The organism is Pseudomonas sp. I3-I5 (assembly GCF_022699445.1).
Lineage (GTDB): Bacteria > Pseudomonadota > Gammaproteobacteria > Pseudomonadales > Pseudomonadaceae > Aquipseudomonas > Aquipseudomonas fulva.
In genome coordinates this window covers 3,573,712-3,599,723 of sequence record NZ_CP093940.1, presented here as the reverse complement: position 1 = coordinate 3,599,723, position 26,012 = coordinate 3,573,712, and the positions used below count along the sequence as shown (strand labels likewise).

Genomic DNA, 26,012 nt, shown 5'->3' with positions numbered 1-26,012 from the left:
AACCATGAACGGACGTTGCAACCCTGTGGTGTATCTGGCAGGAGCCTCGAAGAAGGGCGCCCTCGCAAGGTTGCTAAGTGGCGCCTGGCGCCCAGGCTCGATGCCCACTGCTCAGAGCGGTTATGCCTACTGGTGCGGATCAGCCCAGGATCCACCGCGTTTCAGCCCTGGGCAGCCTTCGGTGGTGACCTAGAGCAGCGCGTTGATCTGGGCAACGCCCCTTGCACGGCATGCGATGCGGTACGGGCCTCGTACCCGATTGCGTGGATGCTTTAAGCCGCTGCATTCACTTGGATGCCGTCCCGTGCCTAAGACACTGTCAGGCAGGTTCCAGCAAATAGGTGGGTCTTTCCTGCAAAAACAGATGAATTGCGCTAAATCAGGGCCGAATCTCGATCATCGTGCCATCGCGCACCAGGCTCCAGACTTCTTGCATGTCGCGGTTACGCATGGCGATACAGCCGTCTGTCCAGTCCAGCGTATGGAAATACCACTCGGGGTATTCGTCATTGATCGGCGTGCCGTGGATCATGATCATGCTGCCGGCCTTCACGCCTGCCTGGCTGGCCCGGGCCGCATCGCTGACGTTGGGGTAGTCGATGTGCATGGCCAGGTTGAAGCGCTCGCTCTGCTTGCGCCAGTCCAGCCAGTAGAAGCCTTCCGGGGTTTTCTTGTCGCCTTCGCGCTGCTTGGGGCCCTTCGGTTGCTTGCCCAGGGAAATGCGGTAGGTCTTGATTGGCTCGCCGCGGCTGATCAGTTGCAGGCGACGCTCGGACTTGATGACCAGTACCTTGTCGACCTGAGGCTGCACGGCCGGTTGCGCAGGCGAACCCGTCTGCACCGCCGAGACCGGTTTGCGGATGATGGTTTCGGTGTAGGCCGCCTGGGACATCGAGGCAACGCCAAGGCAGAGGAGGGCAAGCAACCAGCGCATGTAGCAATATCCTGAAGGCTCTGTGCCGGGCTTCGCGAAAGGCCCGCGGCGGTAATCATCACCGGGCGGCATTTCGTAAACCCTAACGGGGTGTGGGCGACACGTTCATCGGCGGCAGGTATTCATGGCCTATGGGGAACTGCTGCTCGATTCGGTCGCGATAGTAGCATTCTAATGTCCGCGCCACGGTCCGGAAAGCCAGGGCATCCCAGGGGATCTCATGCTCCTCGAACAGCCTTACTTCCAGGCTCTCGACCCCGACGGCAAACTCAAGGTCCGCCAGCTCGGCGCGAAAGAAGACATGCACCTGGTTGATGTGCGGCAAATCGAACAGCTGGTACAGCGTCATCGAGCCTACACGCGCGCAGGCTTCTTCGATGGTCTCGCGACGGGCGGCCTGGTCGAGCGTCTCGCCGTTTTCCATGAAGCCGGCTGGCAATGTCCAGAAACCACGGCGCGGCTCGATGGCGCGGCGGCACAGCAGCACTCGGCTGCCATGGGTAGGCAGTACACCGGCCACCACGTTGGGGTTCTGGTAGTGGATGGTGTGGCACGCGGGGCAGACGTACCGCAACCGTGTGTCGCCCTGGGGGATCTGCTCGATGACCGGCTGACCGCACGCACTGCAGAAATTCATGGAGGCTTCCTTTTGTCGTGGCCTATCTTGGCGCGGCGGGTCGGTCGCCGCAAGCAGCAGGGGTTGGGTGGCTGACGGCTTTCGTGCATCATGCAGGGCAGGCCTTGGATACGAGTGAGCGCGATGCTGGACGAGCTACTTCGCCGAATGAGCAACCACCAACCTGCAACCCTGGAATCGGATCGGCGGTTCCCGGAAGCGGCGGTACTCTTGCCCATTACCCGCAGCGAAGTGCCTGAGCTCGTGCTGACCCTGCGTGCCAAGGGGCTTTCGACCCACGGTGGCGAAGTCGCATTCCCGGGTGGCCGGCGCGATCCCGAAGACCCGGACCTGGTCTTCACCGCCCTGCGCGAGGCTGAAGAAGAAATTGGCCTGCCGCCGGGGTTGGTAGAGGTGCTTGGCCCGCTCAGCCCCCTGATATCTCTGCATGGCCTCAAGGTAACGCCGTACGTCGGCGTCATTCCCGACTTCGTCGAATACCGCCCCAACGATGCCGAGATCGCGGCGGTGTTCACTGTTCCGCTGGAGTTCTTTCGCCAGGACCCACGTGACCATACCCACCGCATCGATTACCAGGGCCGCAGCTGGTATGTGCCCAGTTACCGCTACGGCGAATACAAGATCTGGGGGCTGTCGGCAATCATGATCGTCGAACTGGTCAACCTGTTGTTCGACGCCGGAATCTCCCTGCACCATCCCCCTGTACGTCCTACCGACAAACGAGCAGGGCCCACCCTGCCATCTGCACCCCAGCCTGAGGAGCAACCATGAAATATCGCCTGGGCGACCTGCGGGTCGAGACTCATCCCACCAGCTGGGCCGCGCCCAACGCCACGCTCATCGGCAATGTCCGTCTCCAGGCCCATGCCAGCGTCTGGTTCAGCGCTGTGCTGCGTGGCGACAACGAGCTGATCGACATCGGTGAAGGTAGCAACGTGCAGGACGGCACCGTGATGCATACCGACATGGGCTCGCCCCTGACCCTGGGCAAAGGTGTGACCGTTGGGCATAACGCCATGCTTCATGGCTGCACGGTGGGCGACTACAGCCTGATTGGCATCAATGCCGTCGTGCTCAATGGTGCGCGTATTGGCAAGCACTGCATCATCGGCGCCAATGCCCTGATTGCCGAGGGCAAGGAAATTCCCGATGGCTCTCTGGTCATGGGCTCGCCCGGCAAGGTGGTGCGCGAGCTGACCGAGCAACAGAAACGCATGCTCGAGGCCAGCGCAGCGCACTATGTCCATAACGCCCAGCGCTACGCAAAGGAACTGGTGCCCGACGATGAGTGAGGTGAGCGAGCGCCCCGTGGCGTCCCCCTGCGTCAATATCTGTGCCCTGGACGAGCAGGATATCTGTACCGGCTGCCAGCGCAGCGTTGCAGAGATCGGCCAGTGGGGCCGGATGAGCAACGACGAGCGGCGTGGGGTGCTCAGGCGCTGCCACGAGCGCGCTACCGAAGCCGGGCTGGTGCTCTAGCTGTCCTGCGGTTGCCTCCCAGGGCGGGCGACGGTAATCTGTGCCGCTTGCCCAAAGACTACCCGCCATGCTCTTTCTGATTGCCTATATCAGCAGTGTCGTGCTGATCAACTACGCCTTCTCCAGCGCCCCGCACCTGGACGTCATCTGGTCCGCCTGGGGTGGCCTGGTCTTCATCCTGCGCGACATGGTGCAGACCCGTTTCGGGCATGGGGCACTGGTGGCCATGCTGGCGGCCCTGGTGCTGTCCTACGTCACCTCCGAACCCGCTATCGCCCTGGCCAGCGCCACGGCGTTCTTCGTCTCCGAGCTGATCGACTGGCTGGTCTTCAGCGTCACCCGACGCCCGCTGCGCGACCGGCTGTGGTTGAGCTCGGCCTTGAGCATCCCGGTCGATACGTTCATCTTCTTCGGCATGATCGGTGCGCTCACACCCATGGTCATCGGTACCGCCATGGCGTCGAAGTTCGCCGGCGTCACGGCCGTCTGGCTGGCCATGGCATTTCGCGCCCGACGGGCTGCCGTGGCGGGCTGATGGTGTAGAATAGCGGTCCTTTTTCAGCGGGTGGTGCCGAGTCAGGCGCGGCCCCGGATGCCTTCGAGGACCTGAAATGACCCGTATCGGAACCCCCCTGTCGCCGACCGCGACCCGTGTACTGCTCTGTGGCTGTGGCGAGTTGGGTAAGGAAGTGGTGATCGAGCTCCAGCGCCTGGGTGTGGAAGTGATCGCCGTCGACCGTTACGCCGACGCGCCGGCCATGCAGGTGGCCCACCGCAGCCACGTGGTCAACATGCTCGATGGGGTGGCGCTGCGCGCTGTCATCGAGGCCGAGAAGCCGCATTACATCGTGCCGGAAATCGAAGCCATCGCCACCGCCACGCTGGTGGAGCTGGAAAACGAAGGCTTCAACGTGGTGCCCACTGCACGCGCCACGCAACTGACCATGAACCGTGAAGGCATTCGTCGTCTGGCTGCCGAAGAACTGGACCTGCCCACCTCGCCCTACCACTTTGCCGACACCTACGAAGACTATGCCGTGGCTGTCGCCGATGTGGGCTACCCCTGCGTGGTCAAGCCTGTGATGAGCTCGTCCGGCAAGGGGCAGAGCCTTCTGCGCAGCGATGCCGACCTGCAGAGCGCCTGGGCCTACGCACAGGAAGGTGGGCGCGCCGGCAAGGGGCGGGTGATCGTCGAAGGTTTCATCGATTTCGATTACGAGATCACCCTGCTGACCGTGCGTCATGTCGGGGGCACCACCTTCCTCGAACCGGTTGGGCACCGTCAGGAAAAAGGCGACTACCAGGAGTCCTGGCAGCCGCAGGCCATGACCCCCAAGGCGCTGGCCGAGTCGCAGCGGGTTGCCAAGGCGGTCACCGACGCCCTGGGCGGGCGTGGGCTGTTCGGTGTCGAGCTGTTCGTCAAGGGCGATCAGGTCTGGTTCAGCGAGGTGTCGCCACGCCCGCACGACACCGGCCTCGTCACCCTGATCTCCCAGGACCTGTCGCAGTTTGCCCTGCATGCCCGCGCCATTCTCGGGTTGCCGATTCCGGTGGTGCGCCAATTCGGTCCTAGTGCTTCGGCTGTCATCCTGCCGCAGGGGCACTCACAGCAGACCGCCTTCACCAATCTCGGCGCTGCGCTGAGCGAGCCGGATACCGCGATCCGCCTGTTTGGCAAGCCTGAGATCAGCGGCACTCGTCGTATGGGTGTTTGCCTGGCCCGTGACGAATCCATCGAAGCAGCGCGCGCCAAGGCGACCCGTGCGGCCCAGGCCGTGCAAGTAGAGTTCTGATAGGCCGTTGGGGCCGCTCAGGCGGCCCCAACGCTCCTGCTATGAGGCCACCCTGAGCGTCCTAGAGCTCGGTATTGCGCGTCTCCTTCAGGCACAGCACGGCAATCAAGCTGATCACGGCCGCCGCTGAAACATACCCGCCCACCCAACTCAGGCCGCCCATGCTCACCAGCTTCTGAGCGAAGAACGGCGCTGCCGACGCGCCCACGATACCGCCCAGGTTATAGGCTGCCGAAGCGCCGGTATAACGCACATGGGTCGGGAACAGCTCTGGCAGCAAGGCGCCCATCGGCGCGAAGGTCACGCCCATCAGGAACAACTCGATGGCCAGGAACAGCGCCACGCCCGTGGTCGAACCCGAGGTCAGCAGCGGTTCCATGGTGAAGCCCGAAGCCACGGCCAGCAGGCCGCCGACGATCAGGACAGGCTTGCGCCCGTAGCGATCGCTGAGCCAGGCCGACAGCGGCGTCGCCAAGGCCATGAACACCACCGCAAAGCACAACAGCCCCAGGAACGTTTCACGGCTGTAGCCCAGCGTGCTTACGCCGTAGCTCAAGGAAAAGACGGTGGAGATGTAGAACAGTGCGTAGCACACCACCATGGCGGCGGCACCGAGCAAGGTCGGGCGCCAGTGCTTGGCGAACAGGTCCACCACCGGCAGCTTCACGCGCTCCTGGCGGGCCACCGCCTTGGCGAACACCGGGCTTTCCTCCAGCTTCAGGCGCACATACAGCCCCACCAGGACCAGGGCGGCGCTGAGCAGAAACGGTATGCGCCAGCCCCACTCGCGGAACTGTTCGTCGCTAAGCGTCAGTGCCAACGTGAGGAACAGGCCATTGGCTGCCAGAAACCCGATCGAAGGGCCTAGTTGTGGGAACATCCCGAACCACGCCCGTTTACCGTGCGGTGCATTTTCGGTGGCCAGCAGTGCCGCACCGCCCCATTCGCCGCCCAGCCCCAGCCCTTGGCCAAAGCGCAACAGGCAAAGGATGATCGGTGCCCACACACCAATGCTGTCATACCCCGGCAAAACGCCGATGGCGGTGGTGGAAACGCCCATCAATAGCAGTGAGGCAACCAGGGTGGACTTGCGTCCGATACGGTCGCCGAAGTGACCGAACAGTGCTGAGCCCAGTGGCCTGGCCAGAAAGGCGATGCCAAAGGTCAGGAAGGCCGCCAGCATCTGGGCAGTGCCGGACCCGGACGGGAAGAACACCGGCCCGATGACCAATGCGGCTGCCGTGGCGTAGACATAGAAATCGTAGAACTCGATGGCGGTGCCGATGAAGCTGGCAGTGGCAACCCGCGCGGGCGAGTTGACCGGCGCGGCAGGTGCGCCGGCGTAGGTGCTGGTTGTCATTCAAAGGTCCCTGGCAGTCTGGGGCAACGCCATGGTGCTCTGTCAGCTTGCAACGGACACACCGATTGCAGCCGGCTGAACAGCGGTTCGCATGGCGCTGGCGCGATTGTTGTTGTGTTCGCCTGGCTGACGATAGCCCAAGGGGATAGGGGCGGGCGGACACTGCTCAGGATGGTGAAGCAGGGCCGCAGGGCGTTTCAGCGAAGCGGACTGACCGTGGAGCGCCGAGTGCGGGTAGCAGGCGGGACGGCAGGGCTGGGTAAGCGTTGCCCGAGTATAGCTATCGGGTTGCCGTCCATACCAGTACCTTGCTGGCGCAATTGTCTTCGGTTTCAAGGATTTCCAGGCGATAGCGGCCGATTTTCAGGCACACCGCACTCTCCGGGATGCTTTCCAACGCTTCGGTCACAAGGCCGTTGAGGGTCTTTGGTCCGCCATCGCACGGCAGGTGCCAACCCAAGCTGCGGTTGATCTCCCGCAGCGAGGCCGTGCCGTCGATGACATAGGTACCGTCAGGCTGCTTGTGCACATGGGGATTGCCCAGGCTCTGGTCATCTTCGAACTCGCCGACGATTTCCTCGAGAATGTCCTCCAGGGTGACGATACCCAGTACTTCACCGTACTCATCCACCACCACGCCCAGGCGCCGCTGCTGCTTGTGGAAATTGAGCAACTGCAGGTTCAAGGGCGTGCTTTCGGGCACGAAATAGGGCTCGTAGCACGCCTGGCGCAGTGCTTCGAGGGTCAGCTCGGCCTGCGGCAACAAGTGGCTGATCAGCTTGGTGTTGAGGATGGCTTCAACCTGGTTGATGTCGTTGTGATACACCGGCAAACGGGTGTGACGGCTGACGATCAGTTGCTCGATGATGCGCGCGATCGGCTCGTCGAGGTTGATGCCATCGACCTCGTTGCGCGGCACCAGAATGTCGTTGACGGTGATCTTGTCCAGCGACTGGATGCCGTCGAGCAAGCCCCGTCGTGGTGTTTCCGGGTGCTCGTCGTCCTCGAAGGCGTCGGCTTGCTCGGGGTGCAGGGCGACTGCGGCGGGCTGCTTGCGCAGTGGGCGCAGCAGCAGCTTGGCGCAGCCGTCGAGTACACCGGCCAGCGGTTGCAGCAGTACCAGTGGCGGCTTGAGCAAGGCGCCCAGGCTGACGAAGACGTGCGGGTTGCGTCTGGCCAGGCGACGCGGCAGGTACTCGGCGAACACCAACAGAACGGCAGCGGCAGCAAGGCCTGCCTGCCACAGGCCATTGTCACCGCCTTGGCGCAGCCCGATCAGGCAGGCCAGCGCCAGCACCAGCCATTTGCCCAGGCTGGCGCCCAGGACCAGGGCAGGGCCCGAGAGCTTGGGTGGGCTGTCATTCTCGCCGCCCGACACCATCGTGTGCAGGCGTGCGGTCTCGATGGCGGTGAGCAGTGCAGACCACAGCAGGGCGATTGCCGAGGTGCCGAGAAGAGGTGCGTACGGCAGGATGTTCATGTAAGGCCGTCAGATGTGCAGGATGAATTCGCGAACCAGCTTGCTGCCGAAATAGGCCAGCATCAGCAGGCAGAAGCCTGCCAGGGTCCAGCGGATGGCCTTGTGGCCCCGCCAGCCCAGGCGGGTACGCCCCCACAACAATACGCTGAACACAACCCAGGCCACGCAGGCCAGCAACGTCTTGTGCACCAGGTGCTGGGCGAACAGGTTGTCAAGGAACAACCAGCCGGACACCAGCGACAGGGACAGCAGGCACCAGCCTGCCCAGAGAAAGCCGAACAGCAGGCTTTCCATGGTTTGCAGTGGCGGGAAGTTTCGAATCAGGCCTGAGGGGTGCTTGTGCTTGAGTTGATGATCCTGGACCAGCAACAGCAACGACTGGAACACGGCGATGGTGAACAGCCCGTAGGCCAGAATCGACAAGAGGATATGGGCAAGAATGCCCGGTTCCTCATCGATCAGCGGCACGGTCCCCGGCGGCGCGAATTGGGCCAGCAGCGCAGTGACCGCACCGAGCGGGAACAACAGCACCAGCAGGTTCTCCACCGGGATGCGCAGGCATGCCAGCAAGGTCAGGGCGATGACGGCCACGGCGATCAGGCTGGCGGCACTGAAGAAATCCAGGCTCAGGCCAAGCGGGGTGATCAGCTGGAAGAACAGCGCACCGCCCTGGGCGATCACGGCAATGGTGCCCAACAGACCGGGTAGCCGTTTGTCGATCTTGCGGCCCTTGGCCAGGGATGAGCCCTGGTAGATGGCCGCGACGATGTAGAGCGCAGCGGCAATCAGGTTGGGGATGAGGCTGGGAGAGGAGACCATAAGTCCTGGTGGGCGAGCCTTAAAGAGACGGAGTTTGGCATAAACCGCGCCGCTCTAGGAAGACTGACGGGCGCGCAAGGCGGAGGCGGCGCAGGCACGGGGCAAACCCACGTCGCGACTGGCGAGTGCCACTGAAGGTGTGCGCGGTCGCTTCACTTCGCTATAATCGCCGCCTTGCTGTGCCTGGCGGGTGTGCATTTCCCCGCGGGCGCCTGACAACCTCGGCTTTTACTGGGCCAGAAAGGATCATCATGTTCGAAAACCTGACCGACCGCCTGTCACAGACGCTGCGCCATGTCACCGGCAAGGCCAAGCTGACCGAAGACAACATCAAGGACACGCTGCGCGAAGTGCGCATGGCCCTGCTCGAGGCCGACGTTGCCCTGCCGGTGGTGAAGGATTTCGTCAACAGCGTGAAGGAGCGTGCCGTCGGCACAGAAGTGTCGCGCAGCCTCACCCCAGGCCAGGCCTTCGTCAAGATCGTCCAGGCCGAACTCGAAAGCCTGATGGGGGCGGCCAACGAGGACCTGGCGCTCAATGCCGCCCCGCCTGCCGTGGTGCTGATGGCCGGCCTGCAAGGTGCGGGCAAGACCACCACCGCCGGCAAGCTGGCGCGCTTCCTTAAAGAGCGCAAGAAAAAGAGCGTGATGGTGGTGTCTGCCGACGTCTATCGTCCCGCGGCTATCAAGCAGCTCGAGACCCTGGCCAACGACATCGGCGTCACCTTCTTCCCGTCCGACATCAGCCAGAAGCCGGTCGCCATCGCCGAAGCCGCCATTCGCGAAGCCAAGCTCAAGTTCATCGATGTGGTCATCGTCGATACCGCAGGCCGTCTGCACATCGACGCCGACATGATGGACGAGATCAAGGCCCTGCACGCCGCGGTCAAGCCCATCGAAACGTTGTTCGTGGTCGATGCCATGACCGGCCAGGACGCCGCCAACACCGCCAAGGCGTTCGGGGAAGCCTTGCCGTTGACCGGCGTGGTGCTGACCAAGGTCGATGGTGATGCGCGTGGTGGTGCGGCGCTGTCGGTGCGCGCCATCACCGGCAAGCCGATCAAGTTCATCGGCATGGGCGAGAAGAGCGAAGCGCTCGAGCCGTTCCACCCCGACCGGGTGGCCTCGCGCATCCTGGGCATGGGCGACGTGCTCAGCCTGATCGAGCAGGCCGAGCAGACCATCGACAAGGCCAAGGCCGACAAGCTGGCCAAGAAACTGAAGAAGGGCAAGGGCTTCGACCTTGAAGACTTCCGTGACCAGCTTCAGCAGATGAAGAACATGGGCGGCCTGGGCGGGCTGATGGACAAGCTGCCGAGCATCGGCGGCGTCAACCTGTCGCAGATGGGCAATGCCCAGGGCGCTGCCGAGAAGCAGTTCAAGCAGATGGAGGCGATCATCAACTCCATGACGCCGGCCGAGCGCCGCGATCCCGACCTGATCAGCGGCTCGCGCAAGCGCCGCATTGCCCTAGGCTCCGGTACCCAGGTGCAGGACATCGGCCGGCTGATCAAGCAGCACAAGCAGATGCAGAAGATGATGAAGAAGTTCTCCAGCAAAGGCGGCATGGCCAAGATGATGCGAGGGCTCGGCGGCATGCTGCCGGGCGGCGGCATGCCCAAGCTGTGAAGTTTTCGGGGCAGGCCGTCTTCGTGCCGGCCCCTCACCCCGCGCAAGCGGGACAACGGTCGCGATTTTCGCGGCTTACGCAGCAAGTCTGGACGGTCGGGCAAGCTTCGACCGAAAAAGTCATTTGCAAATGTCCGTGTATTCCTTGAGAATATGCGGCCTTTTGGGCACCCGTGTGCCTATTTGGCATTCAGATTTGCAGTACCAACTGCAGCACCGACTATAGGAACGATGTTCACATGGTAACCATTCGTCTGGCCCGTGGCGGCTCGAAAAAGCGCCCTTTCTACCACCTGACCGTGACCAACTCGCGTAACGCCCGTGACGGCCGTTTCGTTGAGCGCGTAGGTTTCTTCAACCCGATCGCTGCTGGCGCCGAAGTCAAGCTGTCGGTCAACCAAGAGCGCGTCACCTACTGGCTGAGCCAGGGCGCACAGCCGTCTGAGCGTGTTGCTCAGCTGCTGAAGGACGCTGCCAAGGCTGCCGCCTGAGCAATATGAACGCGACGCCAGAAAAGGCTGACGACCTCATCGTCGTTGGCAAGATTTTTTCGGTTCACGGCGTTCGCGGCGAGGTGAAGGTGTATTCCTTTACCGATCCGATTGAAAACCTGTTGGATTATCCAAGCTGGACGCTTCGGCACGAAGGCAAGGTAAAGCAGGTCGAGCTGGTCAGCGGTCGTGGCTCCCAAAAGGGCCTGGTCGTGAAACTGAAAGGTCTCGAGGATCGTGACGAAGCCCGTCTTCTGAGCGGTTACGAAATCTGCATTGCGCGGAGCCTTTTGCCCAACCTGGCCGCCGATGAGTACTACTGGTACCAGTTGGTAGGTCTGAAGGTCATCAACCAGGACGAACACCTGTTCGGCAAGGTCGATCATCTGTTGGAGACCGGTGCGAACGATGTAATGGTGGTCAAGCCGTGTGCAGGCAGCCTGGATGATCGCGAGCGTTTGTTGCCCTATACGGCGCAATGCGTGCTCGATATCGACCTGGATGCAGGCGTGATGCGGGTTGAGTGGGACGCGGACTTCTAATCGATGGGTAACCTTCGCGTAGACGTCATCACGTTGTTCCCCGAGATGTTTTCGGCCATCACGGAGTACGGCATTACCAGCCGCGCGGTGAAACAGGGGTTGCTTCAGGTAACGTGCTGGAACCCGCGGGACTACACCACAGATCGTCACCATACGGTAGATGATCGGCCGTTTGGCGGTGGTCCTGGCATGGTGATGAAAATCAAGCCTCTGGAAGATGCCCTGGTCAACGCCAGGCAGGCAACCGGAGCTGCGGCGAAGGTGATCTATCTCTCGCCACAAGGCCGCAAGCTGACTCAGCAGGCGGTCAAAGGCCTGGCCGAACAGGAATCATTGATCCTGATCGCCGGTCGTTATGAAGGCATCGACGAGCGTTTCATTGAAGCTCATGTCGATGAGGAGTGGTCGATTGGCGACTATGTGCTTTCCGGTGGCGAGCTGCCGGCCATGGTACTGATCGATGCGGTTACACGGCTGCTGCCCGGAGCTTTAGGGCATGTGGACTCGGCGGAAGAAGACTCTTTCACCGATGGTCTGCTTGATTGCCCGCACTACACCCGACCTGAGGTGTATGCGGATCAGCGTGTTCCCGACGTGTTGCTTAGTGGCAACCATGCACACATCCGGCGTTGGAGAATGAAGCAGTCCCTTGGTAGGACCTTCGAACGACGCGCCGATCTTCTGGAAAGTCGCTCGCTTTCTGGAGAAGAGAAGAAGCTGCTCGAGGAATACCTCCACGAGCGGGACGATAGTTAAACGTATCGATGGTGGATCACGATCCATCTTAGGAGCACAGCATGACCAACAAGATCATCCAGCAGCTCGAAGCCGAGCAGATGAGCAAGGAAATCCCGACCTTCGCACCCGGCGACACCGTTGTCGTTCAGGTTAAAGTGAAGGAAGGTGAGCGTTCCCGTCTGCAGGCGTTCGAAGGCGTCGTTATCGCCAAGCGCAACCGTGGTCTGAACAGCGCCTTCACCGTGCGCAAGATCTCCAGCGGCGTTGGTGTAGAGCGTACCTTCCAGACCTTCAGCCCACAGATCGACAGCCTGGCCGTGAAACGTCGTGGTGACGTGCGTAAAGCCAAGCTGTACTACCTGCGCGATCTGTCCGGCAAAGCCGCTCGCATCAAGGAAAAACTGTCCTGAGTACAGTTTGCCCGGCGGCCCAGGTCGCCTAGCGAGAAAGAAGCAGCCTTCGGGCTGCTTTTTTGCGTTTTGAACTTCGTACAGGTGACAGCCATGACCACCCGAGACCAGGAAATTCAGCGCCGCACCGAGCTTTCGGTCACCCGCGTGACCAAGGCGGTGTTCCCCAACACCACCAACCATCACAACACCTTGTTCGGTGGCACGGCCCTGGCGTGGATGGACGAAGTGTCCTTCATCGCGGCCACGCGTTTCTGCCGCTTGCCGTTGGTGACTGTTTCCACCGATCGCATCGACTTCAAGCACCCGATCCCGGCGGGCTCAATCGTCGAGCTGGTGGGTACGGTGATCAAGGTAGGCAATACCAGCTTGCAGGTGCAGGTGGATGTCTTCGTCGAAAACATGTACCTCGATGGCCGGGAGCGGGCGATTCACGGCGTCTTCAGTTTCGTTGCCATCGACGAAGACAAACGTCCGGTACCGGTACTGCAGGAAATATCAAAACCCGCATAGGCAAGGCGTCGCCGGAGCGCCGCTCCCGCACGAAATTCGACAGGCTTCTTGCCAGTGCCAGTGCCAGTGCCGTTGCTTTAGCTTTTGCTTCTAAGCGCGCGGTAGCCCAGGCGCCGCAGATCGCGACTTCAGGAGGCCGAGCGCAGGGAGGTGACAGGCATGGATGGCTGTCAAGCGCTGGGCCCCAGGATGGGGCCTGCAGCGCGGTCCTCCCGGGAGCAAGCCCGGAGCGAGGGAACCCCGGAGCGCAGCGCAGGGGCCGGATGATAGGAGCAGGCGGTTTTTGCTTACTTTTTGCCAAGACAAAAAGTGAGCCGCCGTAAGGGCGGAAGGGTGACTGTGCGCCCCCTCGCCAATGAATACCAACTTGCCACATACGCCCAAGCTAAGGCGCCAAGGCCCCAAGGCGTTTAGGCGCTCAAACGTTCATACCGACTATTTAATCTCACCGCGCCCCTTCGCCGCCGGTCCATAAAAAACCCGCGAACCTCGATAAGCACTGCAAGCCAGCCCACCCCAAATACAGACAACCCGCCAATCGCTATGAAACACTACCGCCCCCACAGCCGCAAATAGCCCCCAGCATGCCCGCCCTGGACCACCCGCTCATCGATCAATTCCTGGACGCCCTGTGGCTCGAAAAGGGATTGTCCGACAATACTCGCACCTCTTACCGCAGCGACCTCGCCCTGTTCAACGGCTGGCTACAAGCACACTCGGTCAACCTCCCCGATGCGGGCCGCGAACTGATTCTCGACCACCTGGCCTGGCGTCTGGACCAAGGCTACAAGCCGCGCTCGACCGCACGTTTCCTGTCCGGGCTACGCGGTTTCTTCCGCTACCTGCTGCGCGAAAAGCTCATCGCCATCGACCCGACGCTTCAGGTAGACATGCCACAACTGGGCAAGCCGCTGCCCAAGTCGCTGTCCGAGGCCGATGTGGAAGCCTTGTTGCAAGCCCCGGAGCTTGGCGAGGCCATCGGCCAGCGCGACCGCGCCATGCTCGAAGTGCTGTATGCCTGCGGCCTGCGCGTCACCGAGCTGGTCAGCCTCACGCTCGATCAGGTCAATCTGCGCCAGGGCGTACTCAGGGTGATGGGCAAAGGCAGCAAGGAGCGGCTGGTGCCCATGGGCGAGGAGGCGGTGGTGTGGCTGGAGCGCTACCTGCGCCACGGCCGTGCCGAATTGCTCAACGGCCGTCCCAGCGATGTGCTGTTCCCTAGCCTGCGCGGCGAGCAGATGACCCGGCAGACCTTCTGGCATCGCATCAAGCACCATGCCCAGATGGCGGGCATCGACAAGGCCTTGTCGCCGCATACGCTGCGACACGCATTCGCCACGCACCTGCTCAACCACGGTGCGGACCTTCGCGTGGTGCAGCTGTTGCTGGGCCACAGCGATTTGTCGACCACGCAGATCTACACCCACGTGGCCAAGGCACGGTTGCAGCAACTGCACGCCGAGCACCATCCACGCGGATGAATGTTTTTCATGTTCGCCCAACCGGCAGTCTGCGGCGGCTTCAAGCCAGGCGTGATGTGGTAGGCTTGGGCGGTTAGCACCAAGGGCCGCCCAGTCACCTCGTCGTTTTACTCAGGTGACGCTCTGCGGCCCCTGTCCGCCCTCAGGAGTATCCATGCGCGTGACCCCGTTTTTCGCCGCCGCCGCCTTGGCGCTGGCCAGCACCTTTGCCGTGGCTGCGGCGCCCGATACGCCAGTCGGCGCCGAGCAGGCCATTCGCAAGTCATTGCAGAACCTGTCCCTGGAAGTGCCTGTCGAGAGCGTGGCCAGCAGCCCGGTCAGCGGCCTGTACGAAGTCAAGCTGCAAGGCGGGCGTGTGCTGTACGCCAGCGCCGATGGCCAGTTCGTGATGCAGGGCTACCTGTTCCAGATCCAGGACGGCAAGCCCGTCAACCTGACCGAAAAAGCCGAGCGCCTGGGCATAGCCAAGCTCATCAATGGCATTCCGGCAGGTGAGATGGTGGTGTATCCGGCCAAGGGCGAAACCAAGTCCCATATCACCGTCTTCACCGACACCACGTGCCCGTACTGCCACAAGCTGCATGCCGAAGTGCCCGAACTCAACCGCCGCGGTATCGAAGTGCGTTACGTCGCCTTCCCGCGTCAGGGCCTGGGCTCGGCCGGCGACCAGCAATTGCAGGCGGTGTGGTGCTCCAGCGACCGTCGCAAAGCCATGGACAAGATGGTCGAGGGTGATGAAATCAAGGCAGCCAAGTGCACCAACCCGGTCAGCAAGCAGTTCCAGCTGGGGCAGTCGATCGGCGTCAACGGTACACCGGCCATCGTGCTCGAAAATGGCCAGGTGATTCCGGGTTACCAGCCTGCACCGCAGGTCGCCAAGCTGGCGCTTGCCAAGTAATACAGTTCTATACGCCGTCGTCATGGGGTGACGGCATGTTTCACGGTCGGCAAAGGTGTCGGCCGTTCAATGGGGAGTTCACAGTGAAACCGGTCAAAGTAGGCATCTGTGGGTTGGGGACCGTCGGTGGCGGAACCTTCAATGTACTTCAGCGCAACGCCGAGGAGATTGCCCGCCGTGCCGGGCGCGGTATTGAAGTGGCACAGATCGCCATGCGCTCGCAGAACCCGAACTGCCAGATTACCGGTACCCCCATTACCGCTGATGTGTTCGAAGTCGCGAGCAACCCCGAGATCGATATCGTCATCGAGCTCATTGGGGGCTACACCGTGGCCCGCGACCTGGTGCTCAAGGCCATCGAGAACGGCAAGCACGTGGTCACCGCCAACAAGGCGCTGATCGCCGTGCATGGCAACGAAATCTTCGCCAGAGCCCGTGAAAAGGGCGTGATCGTCGCCTTCGAAGCAGCTGTGGCCGGCGGCATCCCGGTAATCAAGGCCATTCGGGAGGGCCTGTCGGCCAACCGTATCAACTGGCTGGCGGGGATCATCAACGGTACCGGCAATTTCATCCTCACCGAAATGCGCGAAAAAGGCCGTGCCTTCCCGGATGTGCTGGCCGAAGCCCAGGCGCTTGGCTATGCCGAAGCTGACCCGACGTTCGACGTCGAAGGCATCGACGCGGCGCACAAGCTGACCATCCTGGCATCGATCGCGTTCGGCATTCCGCTGCAGTTCGACAAGGCCTACACCGAAGGCATCACCCAGCTGACCACGGCGGACGTGAACTACGCCGAAGCCCTGGGCTACCGCATCAAGCACCTGGGCATGGCACGCCGTACCGCCGAAGGTATCGAGTTGCGCGTGCACCCGACGCTGATTCCGGCCGACCGCCTGATTGCCAACGTCAATGGGGTGATGAATGCCGTGATGGTCAACGGCGACGCCGCCGGCTCGACGTTGTACTACGGTGCAGGCGCAGGAATGGAACCAACCGCCTCCTCGGTGGTGGGTGACCTGGTGGACGTGGTCCGTGCCATGACCTCTGACCCGGAAAACCGCGTACCCCACCTGGCGTTCCAGCCCGATTCGCTGTCGGCGCACCCGATCCTGCCGATCGAAGCCTGCGAGAGCGCCTATTACCTGCGTATTCAGGCCAAGGATCATCCAGGGGTGCTGGCCCAGGTGGCGAGCATTCTGTCCGAGCGTGGCATCAACATCGAATCGATCATGCAAAAGGAAGCCGAAGAGCAAGACGGCCTGGTGCCGATGATCCTGTTGACCCACCGGGTGGTGGAGCAGGGCATCAACGACGCTATCGTTGCCCTCGAGGCCCTGCAGGATGTAGTAGGCCAGGTCGTGCGCATTCGCGTCGAGCAGCTCAACTAGGGTTGGCCTGAACAGCCTTGTGACGAACGTCCGGCAATGCTGTTTTCGGACATGCGTGACCGAGTACCGGGGCTTCTCGCACAGAGCCCCAGCGACACCCCCTACGCTGCAGCCGTACGCAGCGTAGGGGCTTTAGAACACCCTATAGTCACGGCAAGCCAAGGCGTGCCGCCCAGGAACGAGGCCTCCGGCCCTTTTCTGCTGCGGGTAAACCAGGCTTGCCGCTCAAACCAAAGGTTTGTCCCATGCGCTATATCAGTACCCGCGGCCAGGCACCGGCCCTGAACTTCGAAGACGTATTGCTCGCCGGCCTGGCTACCGACGGTGGCCTGTACGTCCCGGAAAACCTGCCACGTTTCACCCAGGAAGAAATCGCATCCTGGGCGGGCCTGCCGTACCACGAGCTGGCCTTCCGCGTCATGCGCCCGTTCGTCGAGGGCAGCATCGCCGATGCCGACTTCAAGAAAATTCTCGAAGAAACCTACGGCGAATTCGCCCATGCTGCCGTTGCCCCGCTGCGCCAGCTCAACAGCAACGAGTGGGTGCTTGAGCTGTTCCACGGGCCGACCCTGGCATTCAAGGATTTCGCCTTGCAACTGCTCGGTCGCTTGCTCGACCACGTGCTGGTCAAGCGTAACGAGCGTGTGGTGATCATCGGTGCCACCAGCGGCGACACCGGCTCTGCGGCCATCGAAGGTTGCCGTCGGTGCGACAATGTCGACATCTTCATCCTGCACCCGCACCAGCGGGTTTCGGAAGTGCAGCGTCGGCAGATGACGACCCTCTTCGGCGAGAACATCCACAACATCGCCATCGAAGGCAACTTCGATGACTGCCAGGAAATGGTCAAGGCGAGCTTCGCCGACCAGTCGTTCCTCAAGGGCACCCGCCTGGTAGCTGTCAATTCGATCAACTGGGCACGGATCATGGCCCAGATCGTCTACTACTTCCACGCAGCCCTGCAGCTTGGCGGCCCGGCCCGTTCGGTGGCCTTCTCGGTGCCCACCGGCAACTTCGGCGATATCTTCGCAGGCTACCTGGCACGCAACATGGGCCTGCCGATCAGCCAGCTGGTGGTGGCCACCAACCGCAACGACATCCTGCACCGCTTCATGAGCGGCAACCAGTACGTCAAGGAGCAGTTGCACGCCACCTTGTCGCCGTCGATGGACATCATGGTTTCGTCCAACTTCGAGCGCCTGCTGTTCGATCTGCACGGTCGCAACGGCGCGTCGATTGCCGAGTTGATGGCCAACTTCCGCCAAGGCGGCGGCTTCAGCGTCGAACAGGACCGCTGGACCGAGGCGCGCAAGCTCTTCGATTCGCTGGCCGTCACCGATGAACAGACCTGCCAGACCATCGCCGAGGTGTTTGAGACGACCGGCGAGGTGCTGGACCCGCACACGGCCATCGGCGTCAAGGCCGGTCGCGAGTGCCGCCGTAGCCTGGATACGCCCATGGTTGTGCTGGGTACCGCACACCCGGTCAAGTTCCCTGAAGCGGTCGAGCAGGCAGGCGTTGGCAAGGCGCTTGAATTGCCCGTGCACATGAGCGACCTGTTCAGCCGTGAAGAGCGATGCACCGTATTGCCCAATGACCTCAAGGCAGTACAAGGCTTCGTCAGCCAGCACGGCAATCGCGGCAAGCCGCTCTGACCTTGCAGGCTCCGGGTCGGGCCGATCCGGAGCCTCAGTGGTTTCGATGCATTAATTCAGAAAAATCCTATTCTGGCCGATCGTCATCGCGCCTAGATTAGCCGGTCCTCCCAGCAGGAGCGGCTCATGCAACAGCCCCATGTACTGATTCATCAGGTGCGCCCGTCCCACCAGATCCTTCTGCACCAGGCCCTCAATGCCCAGGGCGTGTTTCGGGTGCGGGTCTGTCAGGACAAGGCCGAGCTCGACGCGTGCCTTTCGGGCGCATTCTCCCCGGATTTATTGATTTTCGACCATGCCATGCCCACCCGCACAGGCATTGCGATACTCAAGCGGCTACCGATGGCCTGCCCGGTGCTGTTCGTCGGTCAGGCAGGTGCCCGGCGACGCAACCTGGCTGATCAGGCCCGCGGTTTTGGCTTGCAAGTCATTGCGGAGTTGCCATGGCCATTGTCTTCCCCGGCCCTGCGAAGGGTGTTGCAAATACTGCCAAGCCCGTCCGAACGTGAAAGGTCGCAACCCATCAACGCACCGACGGCGCATTCAACAGCATGAAGGGTTAGAACTTTCCGCTTCGCTTGCAGGTCTGCTCCTTACAACTCATCAATCAAGCGAGTAATCCGGATGGAACGAATCTGCAGACTGCTCAACCAAGCCCTCACCCCTTACCAGGCGCACTTGGGCCTGGCCGATAGCCACGGTAACCGGCAATTGACCGTCCACGACCACCTGGCCAGGGTGGTATTACAGCGCACGGTCAGCGAGCGTCAATTGCAGGAGCAACGTCTGCTGGTGGACATGGTCGATGGTCTGCATCGTGATCTGCAGATCGCCGAAGGGCGGCTGCAACCTTGCGTGATTGCTGCATTGCAGCAGCGTCAGCAACCTCAGGGAACCTTTGCCTGAGCGAGTCATCAGATTGATCAGTACAGCCGGCCACTGCTTTGCTCCCGCATGGCCACTGCTGTCGCTGGAAGCCCAAGGGCTTTCGCTTGACCCCGGACGTTCTTCCCCAGCGTCCGGGGTTTCTTTTTATCTGGGTTGGGGATCTTGAAGGTTGATCGGCCCAGCGGCGTGGCGCTCGTCCTGTTCAGGGCGTTCGGCGTGTGCCGCCGTGTGCTCGCTGAAGAAAGCGCGACTGTGTTCAAGGTAGTCCGCCCGCTGAGCGAGGTCGAGCCAATGCGCATACAGGTTCGGTAGCACCGTCTGGCGCAGCTGGGTCAAGACCTGATCGATGTGGGCCATGGCGGCTTGCCCTTGCGGGCTGGCCGAGCAGCCTACATGCAGGAATTGGTAGGGCTTCACACCCTGAACCGGGTGAAATTGGTAGTCAGCAGGCGATCCGCCCTGTTGCTGGATCAGATAGCGAACTTCCGGCCAGTAGCCGAGCACCAGGCGCAGTCGGCCCAAGCGCTGCATCTGCAGCAGGTTGGCGGTGGCCTGCGTGCCGTAGTGCCGGCTGACGGAGGCATCTGGCAAGTGGCTCAGCGTATCGTCGATCACAGCCCCGTAACTGCGCTCTGCCACTACCCCAAGGCGTAGCGATGGGTCGCTCAGCAGGCCTTGAAGATCGACCGCCTCACCGTCGAGGTGGGGCGCCACCAGGGCGTGGTTTTCCTTGCGCACGACCAGGCCGCTGGTTTGCACGCCCAGCAACGGGATGGAAAAGCGCACATAGCGAGCGCGCTCGGCAGTCCACAGCAGCATCGGATCACAGGTCAGGCTGCTGCTGTCCTGCAGCATCTGCAAGCCACGCGCACGATTGACCCGCACGGTGCTGTGGGCATATTCGGGCATCTGCTGGATCAGCTGCGGTAACAGCTGGTCGATCACCCCACGACCTTCTTCCGGGCCCTCGGATACGCTGAACGGTGGCAGATCGCGCACCAGCCACAGCAACCGCTCCTGAGCGCTTGATGGCACGCTCAGCAGTGCAGCCAGTAGGGCACCCGTCCATGCCAACCTAACGGGGCGCAGGCAATGGAACAGCGACAGGCTCAGACAGCGCCCGCCTGACGCAGGGCGGCGACGGCGGCCGCATCATAGCCCAGCTGGCTTAGCAGCTCGTCGGTGTGTTCGCCCAGTGCTGGCCCGACCCAATCGGCAGAGCCTGGGGTGTCGGATAGCTTTGGGACGATGCCCGGCATGCGCACTGCCTTGCCATCGGGCAGGCGCGCCTCCAGAAGCATCTCGCGCGCCAGGTACTGAGGGTCGCTGAACATGTCTTCGGCCGAGTAAATGCGGCTGGCCGGCACCTCGGCTGCGGTCAGGGCCTGCATAAGCTGCTCCAGTGGCAATCCGTTGGCCCAGCGATCGATGACCCCGTACAGCTCATCGCGGCGCAGGTCTCGCCCGTCATTGCTGGCCAGGCTCGGGTCCTCGGCCAGGTCGCTACGGCCGATGGTCAACATCAGGCGCCTGAAGATGGCATCGCCATTGGCGCCGATCTGTACATGCTTGCCGTCTGCGCTGGTATGGATGGAGGAGGGCGTGATGCCCGGCATGATGTTGCCCGTGCGCTCGCGGATGAAACCGAAGACGTCGAACTCCGGCACCATGCTCTCCATCATGGCGAAGATGGCCTCGTACAGCGCCACGTCGACCACCTGGCCCAAACCCCCGTTGACCTCGCGATGACGCAGGGCCATCAGTGCGCCGATCACCGCCCACAACGCCGCAATGGAGTCGCCGATGGAAATACCGGTGCGCACGGGCGGGCGATCCTCGAACCCAGTGATGTAACGCAAGCCACCCATGGACTCGCCCACCGCGCCAAAGCCTGGTTGCTCCTTCATGGGCCCGGTCTGGCCGAAGCCTGACAGGCGCACCATGACCAGCCGTGGGTTGAGCGCATGGAGCACGTCCCAGCCAAAACCGAGCTTCTCGAGCACGCCCGGACGGAAGTTTTCGATCAGGATGTCCGCCTCGGCCAGCAGTTTGCGCAGGACGTCGCGCCCGTCGGGGTGCTTGAGATTGAGGGTGAGCGAGCGCTTGTTGCGCGCCTGCACGAACCACCACAGCGAGGTGCCCTCGTAAAGCTTGCGCCACTTGCGCAACGGGTCGCCGCCGTCGGGCGATTCCACCTTGACCACCTCGGCGCCGAATTCGGCGCAGATGCGCGATGCGAATGGCCCGGCGATCAAGGTGCCGAGCTCGACCACTTTAAGGCCGGCGAGGGGTTTGCTTGACGTCGACATGGGGCATCCGTGGCAGCTATGAAGAGCGGTGTTTTTATCACAGCTGCGATGCGGCAGATACTGCCGCGGCGCAACCGTGGACTGGATCGGTTAGACTGTGCGACTTTTCTTCAGGCAAGAAGCACCCCGACCATGGCCCAGCCGTCCACCACCTACAAATTCGAACTCAACCTGACCGACCTCGACCGCAATGTCTACGAGAACGTCAAGCAGACCATCGCGCGGCACCCGTCGGAAACCGAGGAGCGTATGGCGGTTCGTCTGTTGGCCTATGCGCTGTGGTACAACGAAAACCTGACATTCGGCCGGGGGCTGTCGGACGTCGATGAGCCGGCGCTCTGGGAAAAGAGCCTGGACGACCGCGTGTTGCACTGGATCGAAGTAGGCCAGCCAGATGCCGATCGCCTGACCTGGTGCTCGCGCCGTACCGAACGCACCAGCCTGCTGGCCTACGGTAGTCTGCGTGTGTGGGAAGGCAAGGTGGTGAGCGCGGTGAAGAACCTCAAGAACCTCAGCATCGCGGCCGTGCCTCAGGAGGTGCTCGAGACCCTGGCCACCGACATGCCCCGCAGCATCAAATGGGATGTGATGATCAGCGAAGGCACGGTGTTCGTGACCGATGACCGTGGCCAGCACGAAGTGCAATTGCAGTGGCTGCTGGGGGAGCGTGGCTGAACCATCCCATGCGTATCGAATCTCGCCCGCTGCCCCCGACCCTACCGTTTCTTGGCAACCTGCCACCCTTGCTGACGCGCCTGTACGCCGCCCGTGGCGTGCTAAGCGAGGCCGAGCTGGACAAGAGCCTGGCGCGCCTGCTGCCCTACCAGCAGCTCAAGGGCATGGACGCGGGCGTCGACCTGCTGGTGCAGGCCATCGACCAAGGCCAGCGCATTCTGATCGTCGGTGACTTCGATGCCGATGGCGCCACGGCCAGTACCGTCGGCGTGCTGGGTTTGCGCCTGCTCGGTGCGGCCCACGTGGACTACCTGGTACCCAACCGCTTCGAATACGGGTACGGCCTCACGCCGGAAATCGTCGAAGTGGCATTGCAGCGCCAACCGCAGCTGCTGGTCACGGTCGACAACGGGATTTCCAGCGTCGACGGCGTCGCGGCGGCGAAGGCGGCTGGCCTCAAGGTCCTGGTGACCGACCACCACTTGCCTGGCGAGGCGCTGCCGGACGCCGATGCCATCATCAACCCCAACCAGCCAGGCTGCCCGTTTCCGAGCAAGTCGCTGGCAGGCGTCGGGGTGATTTTCTACGTGCTCATGGCCCTGCGCGCGCGCTTGCGCAGCCTGGGCCGCTACGACACCCGGCCGCAGCCGAACATTGGCGAACTGCTGGACCTGGTTGCCTTGGGCAGCGTGGCTGACGTGGTGCCGCTGGACGCGAACAATCGCATCCTGGTGCATCAGGGCCTGGAGCGCATTCGTGCCGGGCGCGCCCGGCCTGGCCTCAAGGCAATTCTGGAGGTAGCCAAGCGCGACCACCGGCGCATCACCTCCACCGACCTGGGTTTCATTCTGGGCCCGCGGCTGAACGCCGCCGGGCGCCTGGACGACATGAGCCTGGGTATCGAGTGCCTGCTCTGCGAGGATTATGCCCTGGCGTTGGACATGGCTCAGCAACTGGATGGCCTGAACCAGGACCGCAAGTCCATCGAACAGGGCATGCAGCGTGAAGCACTGGCCCAGTTGCGGGACTTGCCGGTCGAATCGATGCCCTATGGCCTGTGCCTGTTCGATGCAGAGTGGCACCAGGGCGTCATTGGCATCCTGGCTTCTCGCCTCAAGGAACGGTATCACCGCCCAACCATCGCTTTCGCCGATGCCGGTGACGGCATGCTCAAGGGCTCTGCGCGCTCCGTGCCGGGGTTTCACATCCGCGACGCGCTCGATGCGGTGGCCGCGCGCCATCCGCAGCTGATCAGCAAGTTCGGTGGCCATGCCATGGCGGCGGGGCTGTCCCTGCCCGAAGCCAACTATCCCGCGTTCGCCGAGGCCTTCGACCAGGAGGTCCGCCGCCAACTGTGCGAGGACGACCTCACCGGGCGACTGCTGTCTGATGGCAGTCTGGCGGTGGAGGAATTCCACCTGGACCTGGCCAAGGCGCTGCGCCAAGCCGGGCCTTGGGGGCAACATTTTCCGGAGCCGCTGTTCCACGGTGTGTTCCAGCTGGTCGAGCAGCGCGTGGTGGGTGAGCGCCATCTGAAAGTCGTGCTCAAAAGCGAGTGCGGCACGGTGCGCCTGGACGGCATCGCCTTCGGTATCGACCGCGAGGTTTGGCCCAACCCGACCGTGCGCTGGGTGGAGCTGGCCTACAAGCTGGATGTGAACGAGTTCCGCGGCAATGAAAGCGTGCAACTGATGATCGCCCACATGGAGCCGCGCTGAGCCAGGATCTGTGTGAAACGTTTCGAGAAGAGGCCTGGCTGTATTTAACCCAGCCTCACCGCGTATCGAGGCTTTTCACACAGCGCCCAGGGCATCACTGCCAAATCCCATGGAACCTTCCCCCTACCCAATCTGGTCTAGTCTGAACACAGACCGGTACCGGGCCAGGAATGTGTGAACGAGTGCCCGGCCGGATCACTTTGCAGCCATTGGGAGGTGCCCTCATGAGCATGCTGCTCGAGCCTTACACCCTGCGTCAGCTGACCCTGCCGAACCGTATCGCCGTATCACCGATGTGCCAGTATTCCTCGGTCGATGGCCTGGCCAACGACTGGCACCTGGTGCACCTGGGCAGTCGCGCTGTCGGCGGTGCGGGCCTGGTCGTCACCGAGGCCGTGGCGGTCACGGCCGACGGGCGCATCACCGCTGAAGACCTCGGCCTGTGGGAGGACGCGCAGATCGCCCCCTTGCAGCGCATCACCCGTTTCATCACCGCTCAAGGGTCCATCCCGGGTATCCAGCTCGCCCATGCCGGGCGCAAGGCCAGCACCTACCGCCCTTGGCTGGGCAAGCATGGCAGCGTCACATTGGAGGAGGGCGGCTGGCAGCCGGTCGGGCCGTCGAAGATCGCGTTCGATCCTGAGCACACCGTGCCCAGTGAGCTGACCCATGCGCAGATCCAGGACGTGGTGCAGGCCTTTGTCGCCTCGGCCAGGCGCGCGCTGGACGCGGGCTTCAAAGTGGTCGAGGTGCACGCTGCCCACGGTTACCTGTTGCACCAGTTCCTGTCGCCGTTGAGCAATCAGCGTCAGGATGAATACGGCAGCTGCTTCGAGAACCGCATCCGCCTGACCTTGCAGGTGGTCGAAGCGGTTCGCGCAGTCTGGCCGGCCGAGTTGCCATTGTTCGTGCGGGTGTCGGCCACCGACTGGGTGGAAGACGGCTGGAACCCGGACGAAACCGTCGAGCTGGCCCGGCGCCTGCGTGTGCTTGGCGTGGATCTGATCGATGTGTCTTCAGGTGGCACGTCCAGCAATGCCGAGATTCCGACCGGCCCTGGCTACCAGACCCGCTTTGCCGAGCGCGTGCGCAAGGAGTCGGAGATGGCCACAGGCACCGTGGGCATGATCACCGAGCCTGCCCAGGCCGAGCACATCCTGCGCACAGGCCAGGCCGACTTGATTTTCCTGGCCCGGGAGCTGCTGCGCGACCCGTACTGGCCGTTGCATGCAGACGACGACCTGGGCGGGCACCAGGCCACCTGGCCGGCGCAATACCAGCGGGCCACCAGCCGGTCGAGCCCAATTCACGAATCGGACCTGCGCGACTGAAAGGACGTGGATGCCGGCGGCGGGTGTGCAGGCACCGGCAAGCCGCCTCCGGCGATGCAACATCTGGAAGCAAATCCTCTGTGTCGTGTTGTGGGGCAAGTCTTAATCTGGCTGCTGACTTCCATGATGTGGAGATGCGCATGATGAATACCCGGGGTTTGCTTGATCAATTGCTCAAATCCGGCCAGCAACTGTTAGAAAAGCAGGCAGGCGGGGCCAAGACGGGTGCAGGCGCCGGCGGGCTCGGCGGGTTGCTGTCAGGCGCAGGTGGTGGCCTGCTTGGCGGCGGTGCGCTGGGCGTGTTACTTGGCAGCAAGAAAGCCCGCAAGTTTGGTGGCAAGGCGCTTACCTACGGGGGGCTCGCCGCGCTTGGCGTGCTTGCCTACAAGGCCTATGGCAACTGGCAGGCCCAGCAGGCCATCCAACAGACCCCCACCCCAGAGCCCCAGACGGTAGACCGCGTACCTGCGGCCCAGGTGGAGCAGCACAGCCAGGCGGTGCTGCGTGCACTGGTCGCTGCGGCCAAGGCCGATGGTCATGTGGATGAGCGCGAACGCGCGCTGATCGAGGGGGAGTTCACCCGCCTGGACGGTGACCGTGAAGTGCAGCAGTGGCTGCATGCGGAGCTCGACAAGCCGCTGGACCCGGCCGAGGTGGCCCGGGCGGCCCAGACGCCGGAAATCGCTGCCGAGATGTACCTGGCCAGCGTGATGATGGTCGATCAGGAAAACTACATGGAACGTGCTTATCTGGACGAACTGGCGCGCCAGCTGGGGTTGGCCCAAGGGTTGCGCGAGGAGCTGGAAAAGCAGGCGCGGCAGGTCTGAGCCGCGCGTGCAGTTTTG

At 62.7% G+C, this 26,012-nt stretch carries 28 protein-coding genes; 21 read left to right on the top strand and 7 right to left on the bottom strand.

Annotated features, from left to right (window positions below; all coding sequences use genetic code 11):
* Window positions 1–379 precede the first annotated feature (379 nt).
* On the bottom strand, window positions 380–934 hold the full coding sequence (locus tag MOP87_RS16070) for a L,D-transpeptidase family protein (protein ID WP_023533642.1): 555 nt from the start codon (window positions 932–934) through the stop codon (window positions 380–382).
* Between the two features lie 82 nt (window positions 935–1,016).
* The gene (locus MOP87_RS16065; protein WP_028686922.1) at window positions 1,017–1,571 is read right to left on the bottom strand and encodes an NUDIX hydrolase; all 555 of its coding nucleotides are present in this window, start codon (window positions 1,569–1,571) and stop codon (window positions 1,017–1,019) included.
* A gap of 114 nt (window positions 1,572–1,685) precedes the next feature.
* On the opposite strand from MOP87_RS16065, the gene MOP87_RS16060 reads away from it, so the two are divergent.
* The 5 genes from MOP87_RS16060 to purT all read left to right on the top strand — a co-directional run bounded on the left by MOP87_RS16060 (window position 1,686) and on the right by purT (window position 4,843).
* Window positions 1,686–2,342 (top strand): CoA pyrophosphatase, encoded by a 657-nt coding sequence (locus MOP87_RS16060; protein WP_225806658.1) that lies wholly within the window; start codon window positions 1,686–1,688, stop codon window positions 2,340–2,342.
* Window positions 2,339–2,863: a gamma carbonic anhydrase family protein gene (locus MOP87_RS16055; RefSeq protein WP_104926485.1), complete on the top strand. Its 525-nt coding sequence runs from the start codon at window positions 2,339–2,341 to the stop codon at window positions 2,861–2,863. The genes MOP87_RS16060 and MOP87_RS16055 overlap by 4 nt, the downstream gene beginning before the upstream one ends.
* On the top strand, window positions 2,856–3,050 hold the full coding sequence (locus tag MOP87_RS16050) for a DUF1289 domain-containing protein (protein WP_023533645.1): 195 nt from the start codon (window positions 2,856–2,858) through the stop codon (window positions 3,048–3,050). The genes MOP87_RS16055 and MOP87_RS16050 overlap by 8 nt, the downstream gene beginning before the upstream one ends.
* A gap of 67 nt (window positions 3,051–3,117) precedes the next feature.
* Window positions 3,118–3,585 carry a VUT family protein gene (locus MOP87_RS16045; RefSeq protein ID WP_023533643.1) on the top strand — a complete coding sequence of 156 codons (468 nt, stop codon included), beginning with the start codon at window positions 3,118–3,120 and terminating at the stop codon, window positions 3,583–3,585.
* 76 nt (window positions 3,586–3,661) lie between these two features.
* Window positions 3,662–4,843 carry a formate-dependent phosphoribosylglycinamide formyltransferase gene (gene purT / locus MOP87_RS16040; protein ID WP_128610236.1) on the top strand — a complete coding sequence of 394 codons (1,182 nt, stop codon included), beginning with the start codon at window positions 3,662–3,664 and terminating at the stop codon, window positions 4,841–4,843.
* Between the two features lie 61 nt (window positions 4,844–4,904).
* Here the strand turns inward: purT and MOP87_RS16035 are convergent, their stop codons facing one another.
* The 3 genes from MOP87_RS16035 to MOP87_RS16025 form a co-directional block, all read right to left on the bottom strand.
* Entirely contained in the window at window positions 4,905–6,203 is a 1,299-nt protein-coding gene (locus MOP87_RS16035; RefSeq protein WP_027913817.1) for an MFS transporter, read from the bottom strand.
* 280 nt (window positions 6,204–6,483) lie between these two features.
* On the bottom strand, window positions 6,484–7,683 hold the full coding sequence (locus MOP87_RS16030) for a transporter associated domain-containing protein (protein ID WP_028686919.1): 1,200 nt from the start codon (window positions 7,681–7,683) through the stop codon (window positions 6,484–6,486).
* 9 nt (window positions 7,684–7,692) lie between these two features.
* The gene (locus MOP87_RS16025; protein ID WP_027913819.1) at window positions 7,693–8,502 is read right to left on the bottom strand and encodes an inner membrane protein YpjD; all 810 of its coding nucleotides are present in this window, start codon (window positions 8,500–8,502) and stop codon (window positions 7,693–7,695) included.
* A gap of 251 nt (window positions 8,503–8,753) precedes the next feature.
* Between MOP87_RS16025 and ffh the strand changes: the two genes are divergently transcribed.
* The 12 genes from ffh to MOP87_RS15965 all read left to right on the top strand — a co-directional run bounded on the left by ffh (window position 8,754) and on the right by MOP87_RS15965 (window position 19,152).
* Window positions 8,754–10,130, top strand: a complete 1,377-nt coding sequence (ffh, locus tag MOP87_RS16020) for a signal recognition particle protein (RefSeq protein WP_023533651.1) — start codon at window positions 8,754–8,756, stop codon at window positions 10,128–10,130.
* A gap of 239 nt (window positions 10,131–10,369) precedes the next feature.
* On the top strand, window positions 10,370–10,621 hold the full coding sequence (gene rpsP / locus MOP87_RS16015; protein WP_023533649.1) for a 30S ribosomal protein S16: 252 nt from the start codon (window positions 10,370–10,372) through the stop codon (window positions 10,619–10,621).
* Between the two features lie 5 nt (window positions 10,622–10,626).
* Window positions 10,627–11,163, top strand: a complete 537-nt coding sequence (gene rimM / locus MOP87_RS16010; RefSeq protein ID WP_027913820.1) for a ribosome maturation factor RimM — start codon at window positions 10,627–10,629, stop codon at window positions 11,161–11,163.
* A 3-nt stretch (window positions 11,164–11,166) separates the two neighbouring features.
* Complete coding sequence (gene trmD, locus MOP87_RS16005; protein ID WP_023533658.1) at window positions 11,167–11,919, top strand: tRNA (guanosine(37)-N1)-methyltransferase TrmD; 753 nt, start codon at window positions 11,167–11,169, stop codon at window positions 11,917–11,919.
* A 41-nt stretch (window positions 11,920–11,960) separates the two neighbouring features.
* The gene (rplS, locus tag MOP87_RS16000) at window positions 11,961–12,311 is read left to right on the top strand and encodes a 50S ribosomal protein L19 (protein ID WP_023533640.1); all 351 of its coding nucleotides are present in this window, start codon (window positions 11,961–11,963) and stop codon (window positions 12,309–12,311) included.
* Between the two features lie 93 nt (window positions 12,312–12,404).
* The gene (locus MOP87_RS15995) at window positions 12,405–12,824 is read left to right on the top strand and encodes an acyl-CoA thioesterase (protein ID WP_027913821.1); all 420 of its coding nucleotides are present in this window, start codon (window positions 12,405–12,407) and stop codon (window positions 12,822–12,824) included.
* 584 nt (window positions 12,825–13,408) lie between these two features.
* Window positions 13,409–14,305 (top strand): site-specific tyrosine recombinase XerD, encoded by an 897-nt coding sequence (xerD, locus tag MOP87_RS15990; protein WP_027913822.1) that lies wholly within the window; start codon window positions 13,409–13,411, stop codon window positions 14,303–14,305.
* A gap of 154 nt (window positions 14,306–14,459) precedes the next feature.
* Complete coding sequence (locus tag MOP87_RS15985; protein ID WP_027913823.1) at window positions 14,460–15,203, top strand: thioredoxin fold domain-containing protein; 744 nt, start codon at window positions 14,460–14,462, stop codon at window positions 15,201–15,203.
* 83 nt (window positions 15,204–15,286) lie between these two features.
* Window positions 15,287–16,591, top strand: a complete 1,305-nt coding sequence (locus MOP87_RS15980) for a homoserine dehydrogenase (RefSeq protein WP_023534107.1) — start codon at window positions 15,287–15,289, stop codon at window positions 16,589–16,591.
* 245 nt (window positions 16,592–16,836) lie between these two features.
* Entirely contained in the window at window positions 16,837–18,246 is a 1,410-nt protein-coding gene (thrC, locus tag MOP87_RS15975) for a threonine synthase (RefSeq protein ID WP_145280616.1), read from the top strand.
* 126 nt (window positions 18,247–18,372) lie between these two features.
* Window positions 18,373–18,801: a histidine kinase gene (locus tag MOP87_RS15970; protein WP_242809800.1), complete on the top strand. Its 429-nt coding sequence runs from the start codon at window positions 18,373–18,375 to the stop codon at window positions 18,799–18,801.
* Between the two features lie 69 nt (window positions 18,802–18,870).
* Window positions 18,871–19,152, top strand: coding sequence for a DUF3509 domain-containing protein (locus tag MOP87_RS15965; protein WP_023534040.1), 282 nt, complete (start codon window positions 18,871–18,873; stop codon window positions 19,150–19,152).
* Window positions 19,153–19,278: 126 nt separating this feature from the next.
* Here the strand turns inward: MOP87_RS15965 and MOP87_RS15960 are convergent, their stop codons facing one another.
* Both MOP87_RS15960 and MOP87_RS15955 read right to left on the bottom strand, forming a co-directional pair.
* Window positions 19,279–20,235 (bottom strand): TIGR02285 family protein, encoded by a 957-nt coding sequence (locus MOP87_RS15960; protein ID WP_231977378.1) that lies wholly within the window; start codon window positions 20,233–20,235, stop codon window positions 19,279–19,281.
* 8 nt (window positions 20,236–20,243) lie between these two features.
* Window positions 20,244–21,443, bottom strand: a complete 1,200-nt coding sequence (locus MOP87_RS15955) for a CaiB/BaiF CoA-transferase family protein (protein ID WP_242809799.1) — start codon at window positions 21,441–21,443, stop codon at window positions 20,244–20,246.
* 132 nt (window positions 21,444–21,575) lie between these two features.
* On the opposite strand from MOP87_RS15955, the gene MOP87_RS15950 reads away from it, so the two are divergent.
* From MOP87_RS15950 to MOP87_RS15935, 4 genes are all read left to right on the top strand, one after another.
* On the top strand, window positions 21,576–22,118 hold the full coding sequence (locus tag MOP87_RS15950) for a YaeQ family protein (RefSeq protein WP_023534041.1): 543 nt from the start codon (window positions 21,576–21,578) through the stop codon (window positions 22,116–22,118).
* 8 nt (window positions 22,119–22,126) lie between these two features.
* Window positions 22,127–23,836, top strand: coding sequence for a single-stranded-DNA-specific exonuclease RecJ (gene recJ / locus MOP87_RS15945; RefSeq protein ID WP_027913828.1), 1,710 nt, complete (start codon window positions 22,127–22,129; stop codon window positions 23,834–23,836).
* Window positions 23,837–24,060: 224 nt separating this feature from the next.
* Window positions 24,061–25,167 (top strand): NADH:flavin oxidoreductase/NADH oxidase, encoded by a 1,107-nt coding sequence (locus tag MOP87_RS15940; RefSeq protein ID WP_028686914.1) that lies wholly within the window; start codon window positions 24,061–24,063, stop codon window positions 25,165–25,167.
* A 143-nt stretch (window positions 25,168–25,310) separates the two neighbouring features.
* The gene (locus MOP87_RS15935) at window positions 25,311–25,994 is read left to right on the top strand and encodes a tellurite resistance TerB family protein (protein WP_197874162.1); all 684 of its coding nucleotides are present in this window, start codon (window positions 25,311–25,313) and stop codon (window positions 25,992–25,994) included.
* Window positions 25,995–26,012: the final 18 nt, after the last annotated feature.

Bases quoted from the DNA above. Each gene is read 5' to 3' on its own strand.
- MOP87_RS15985 (WP_027913823.1), top strand. From the start codon at position 14,460: ATGCGCGTGACCCCGTTTTTCGCCGCCGCCGCCTTGGCGCTGGCCAGC.
- MOP87_RS15995 (WP_027913821.1), top strand. From the start codon at position 12,405: ATGACCACCCGAGACCAGGAAATTCAGCGCCGCACCGAGCTTTCGGTC.
- MOP87_RS15965 (WP_023534040.1), top strand. From the start codon at position 18,871: ATGGAACGAATCTGCAGACTGCTCAACCAAGCCCTCACCCCTTACCAG.
- MOP87_RS16065 (WP_028686922.1), bottom strand. From the start codon at position 1,571: ATGAATTTCTGCAGTGCGTGCGGTCAGCCGGTCATCGAGCAGATCCCC.
- trmD (WP_023533658.1), top strand. From the start codon at position 11,167: ATGGGTAACCTTCGCGTAGACGTCATCACGTTGTTCCCCGAGATGTTT.
- thrC (WP_145280616.1), top strand. From the start codon at position 16,837: ATGCGCTATATCAGTACCCGCGGCCAGGCACCGGCCCTGAACTTCGAA.
- ffh (WP_023533651.1), top strand. From the start codon at position 8,754: ATGTTCGAAAACCTGACCGACCGCCTGTCACAGACGCTGCGCCATGTC.
- MOP87_RS16045 (WP_023533643.1), top strand. From the start codon at position 3,118: ATGCTCTTTCTGATTGCCTATATCAGCAGTGTCGTGCTGATCAACTAC.
- MOP87_RS16055 (WP_104926485.1), top strand. From the start codon at position 2,339: ATGAAATATCGCCTGGGCGACCTGCGGGTCGAGACTCATCCCACCAGC.
- rimM (WP_027913820.1), top strand. From the start codon at position 10,627: ATGAACGCGACGCCAGAAAAGGCTGACGACCTCATCGTCGTTGGCAAG.
- rplS (WP_023533640.1), top strand. From the start codon at position 11,961: ATGACCAACAAGATCATCCAGCAGCTCGAAGCCGAGCAGATGAGCAAG.
- xerD (WP_027913822.1), top strand. From the start codon at position 13,409: ATGCCCGCCCTGGACCACCCGCTCATCGATCAATTCCTGGACGCCCTG.
- MOP87_RS15950 (WP_023534041.1), top strand. From the start codon at position 21,576: ATGGCCCAGCCGTCCACCACCTACAAATTCGAACTCAACCTGACCGAC.
- purT (WP_128610236.1), top strand. From the start codon at position 3,662: ATGACCCGTATCGGAACCCCCCTGTCGCCGACCGCGACCCGTGTACTG.
- MOP87_RS15970 (WP_242809800.1), top strand. From the start codon at position 18,373: ATGCAACAGCCCCATGTACTGATTCATCAGGTGCGCCCGTCCCACCAG.
- MOP87_RS15940 (WP_028686914.1), top strand. From the start codon at position 24,061: ATGAGCATGCTGCTCGAGCCTTACACCCTGCGTCAGCTGACCCTGCCG.
- MOP87_RS16030 (WP_028686919.1), bottom strand. From the start codon at position 7,683: ATGAACATCCTGCCGTACGCACCTCTTCTCGGCACCTCGGCAATCGCC.
- rpsP (WP_023533649.1), top strand. From the start codon at position 10,370: ATGGTAACCATTCGTCTGGCCCGTGGCGGCTCGAAAAAGCGCCCTTTC.
- MOP87_RS16050 (WP_023533645.1), top strand. From the start codon at position 2,856: ATGAGTGAGGTGAGCGAGCGCCCCGTGGCGTCCCCCTGCGTCAATATC.
- MOP87_RS16025 (WP_027913819.1), bottom strand. From the start codon at position 8,502: ATGGTCTCCTCTCCCAGCCTCATCCCCAACCTGATTGCCGCTGCGCTC.
- MOP87_RS16035 (WP_027913817.1), bottom strand. From the start codon at position 6,203: ATGACAACCAGCACCTACGCCGGCGCACCTGCCGCGCCGGTCAACTCG.
- MOP87_RS15955 (WP_242809799.1), bottom strand. From the start codon at position 21,443: ATGTCGACGTCAAGCAAACCCCTCGCCGGCCTTAAAGTGGTCGAGCTC.
- MOP87_RS15935 (WP_197874162.1), top strand. From the start codon at position 25,311: ATGAATACCCGGGGTTTGCTTGATCAATTGCTCAAATCCGGCCAGCAA.
- recJ (WP_027913828.1), top strand. From the start codon at position 22,127: ATGCGTATCGAATCTCGCCCGCTGCCCCCGACCCTACCGTTTCTTGGC.
- MOP87_RS16070 (WP_023533642.1), bottom strand. From the start codon at position 934: ATGCGCTGGTTGCTTGCCCTCCTCTGCCTTGGCGTTGCCTCGATGTCC.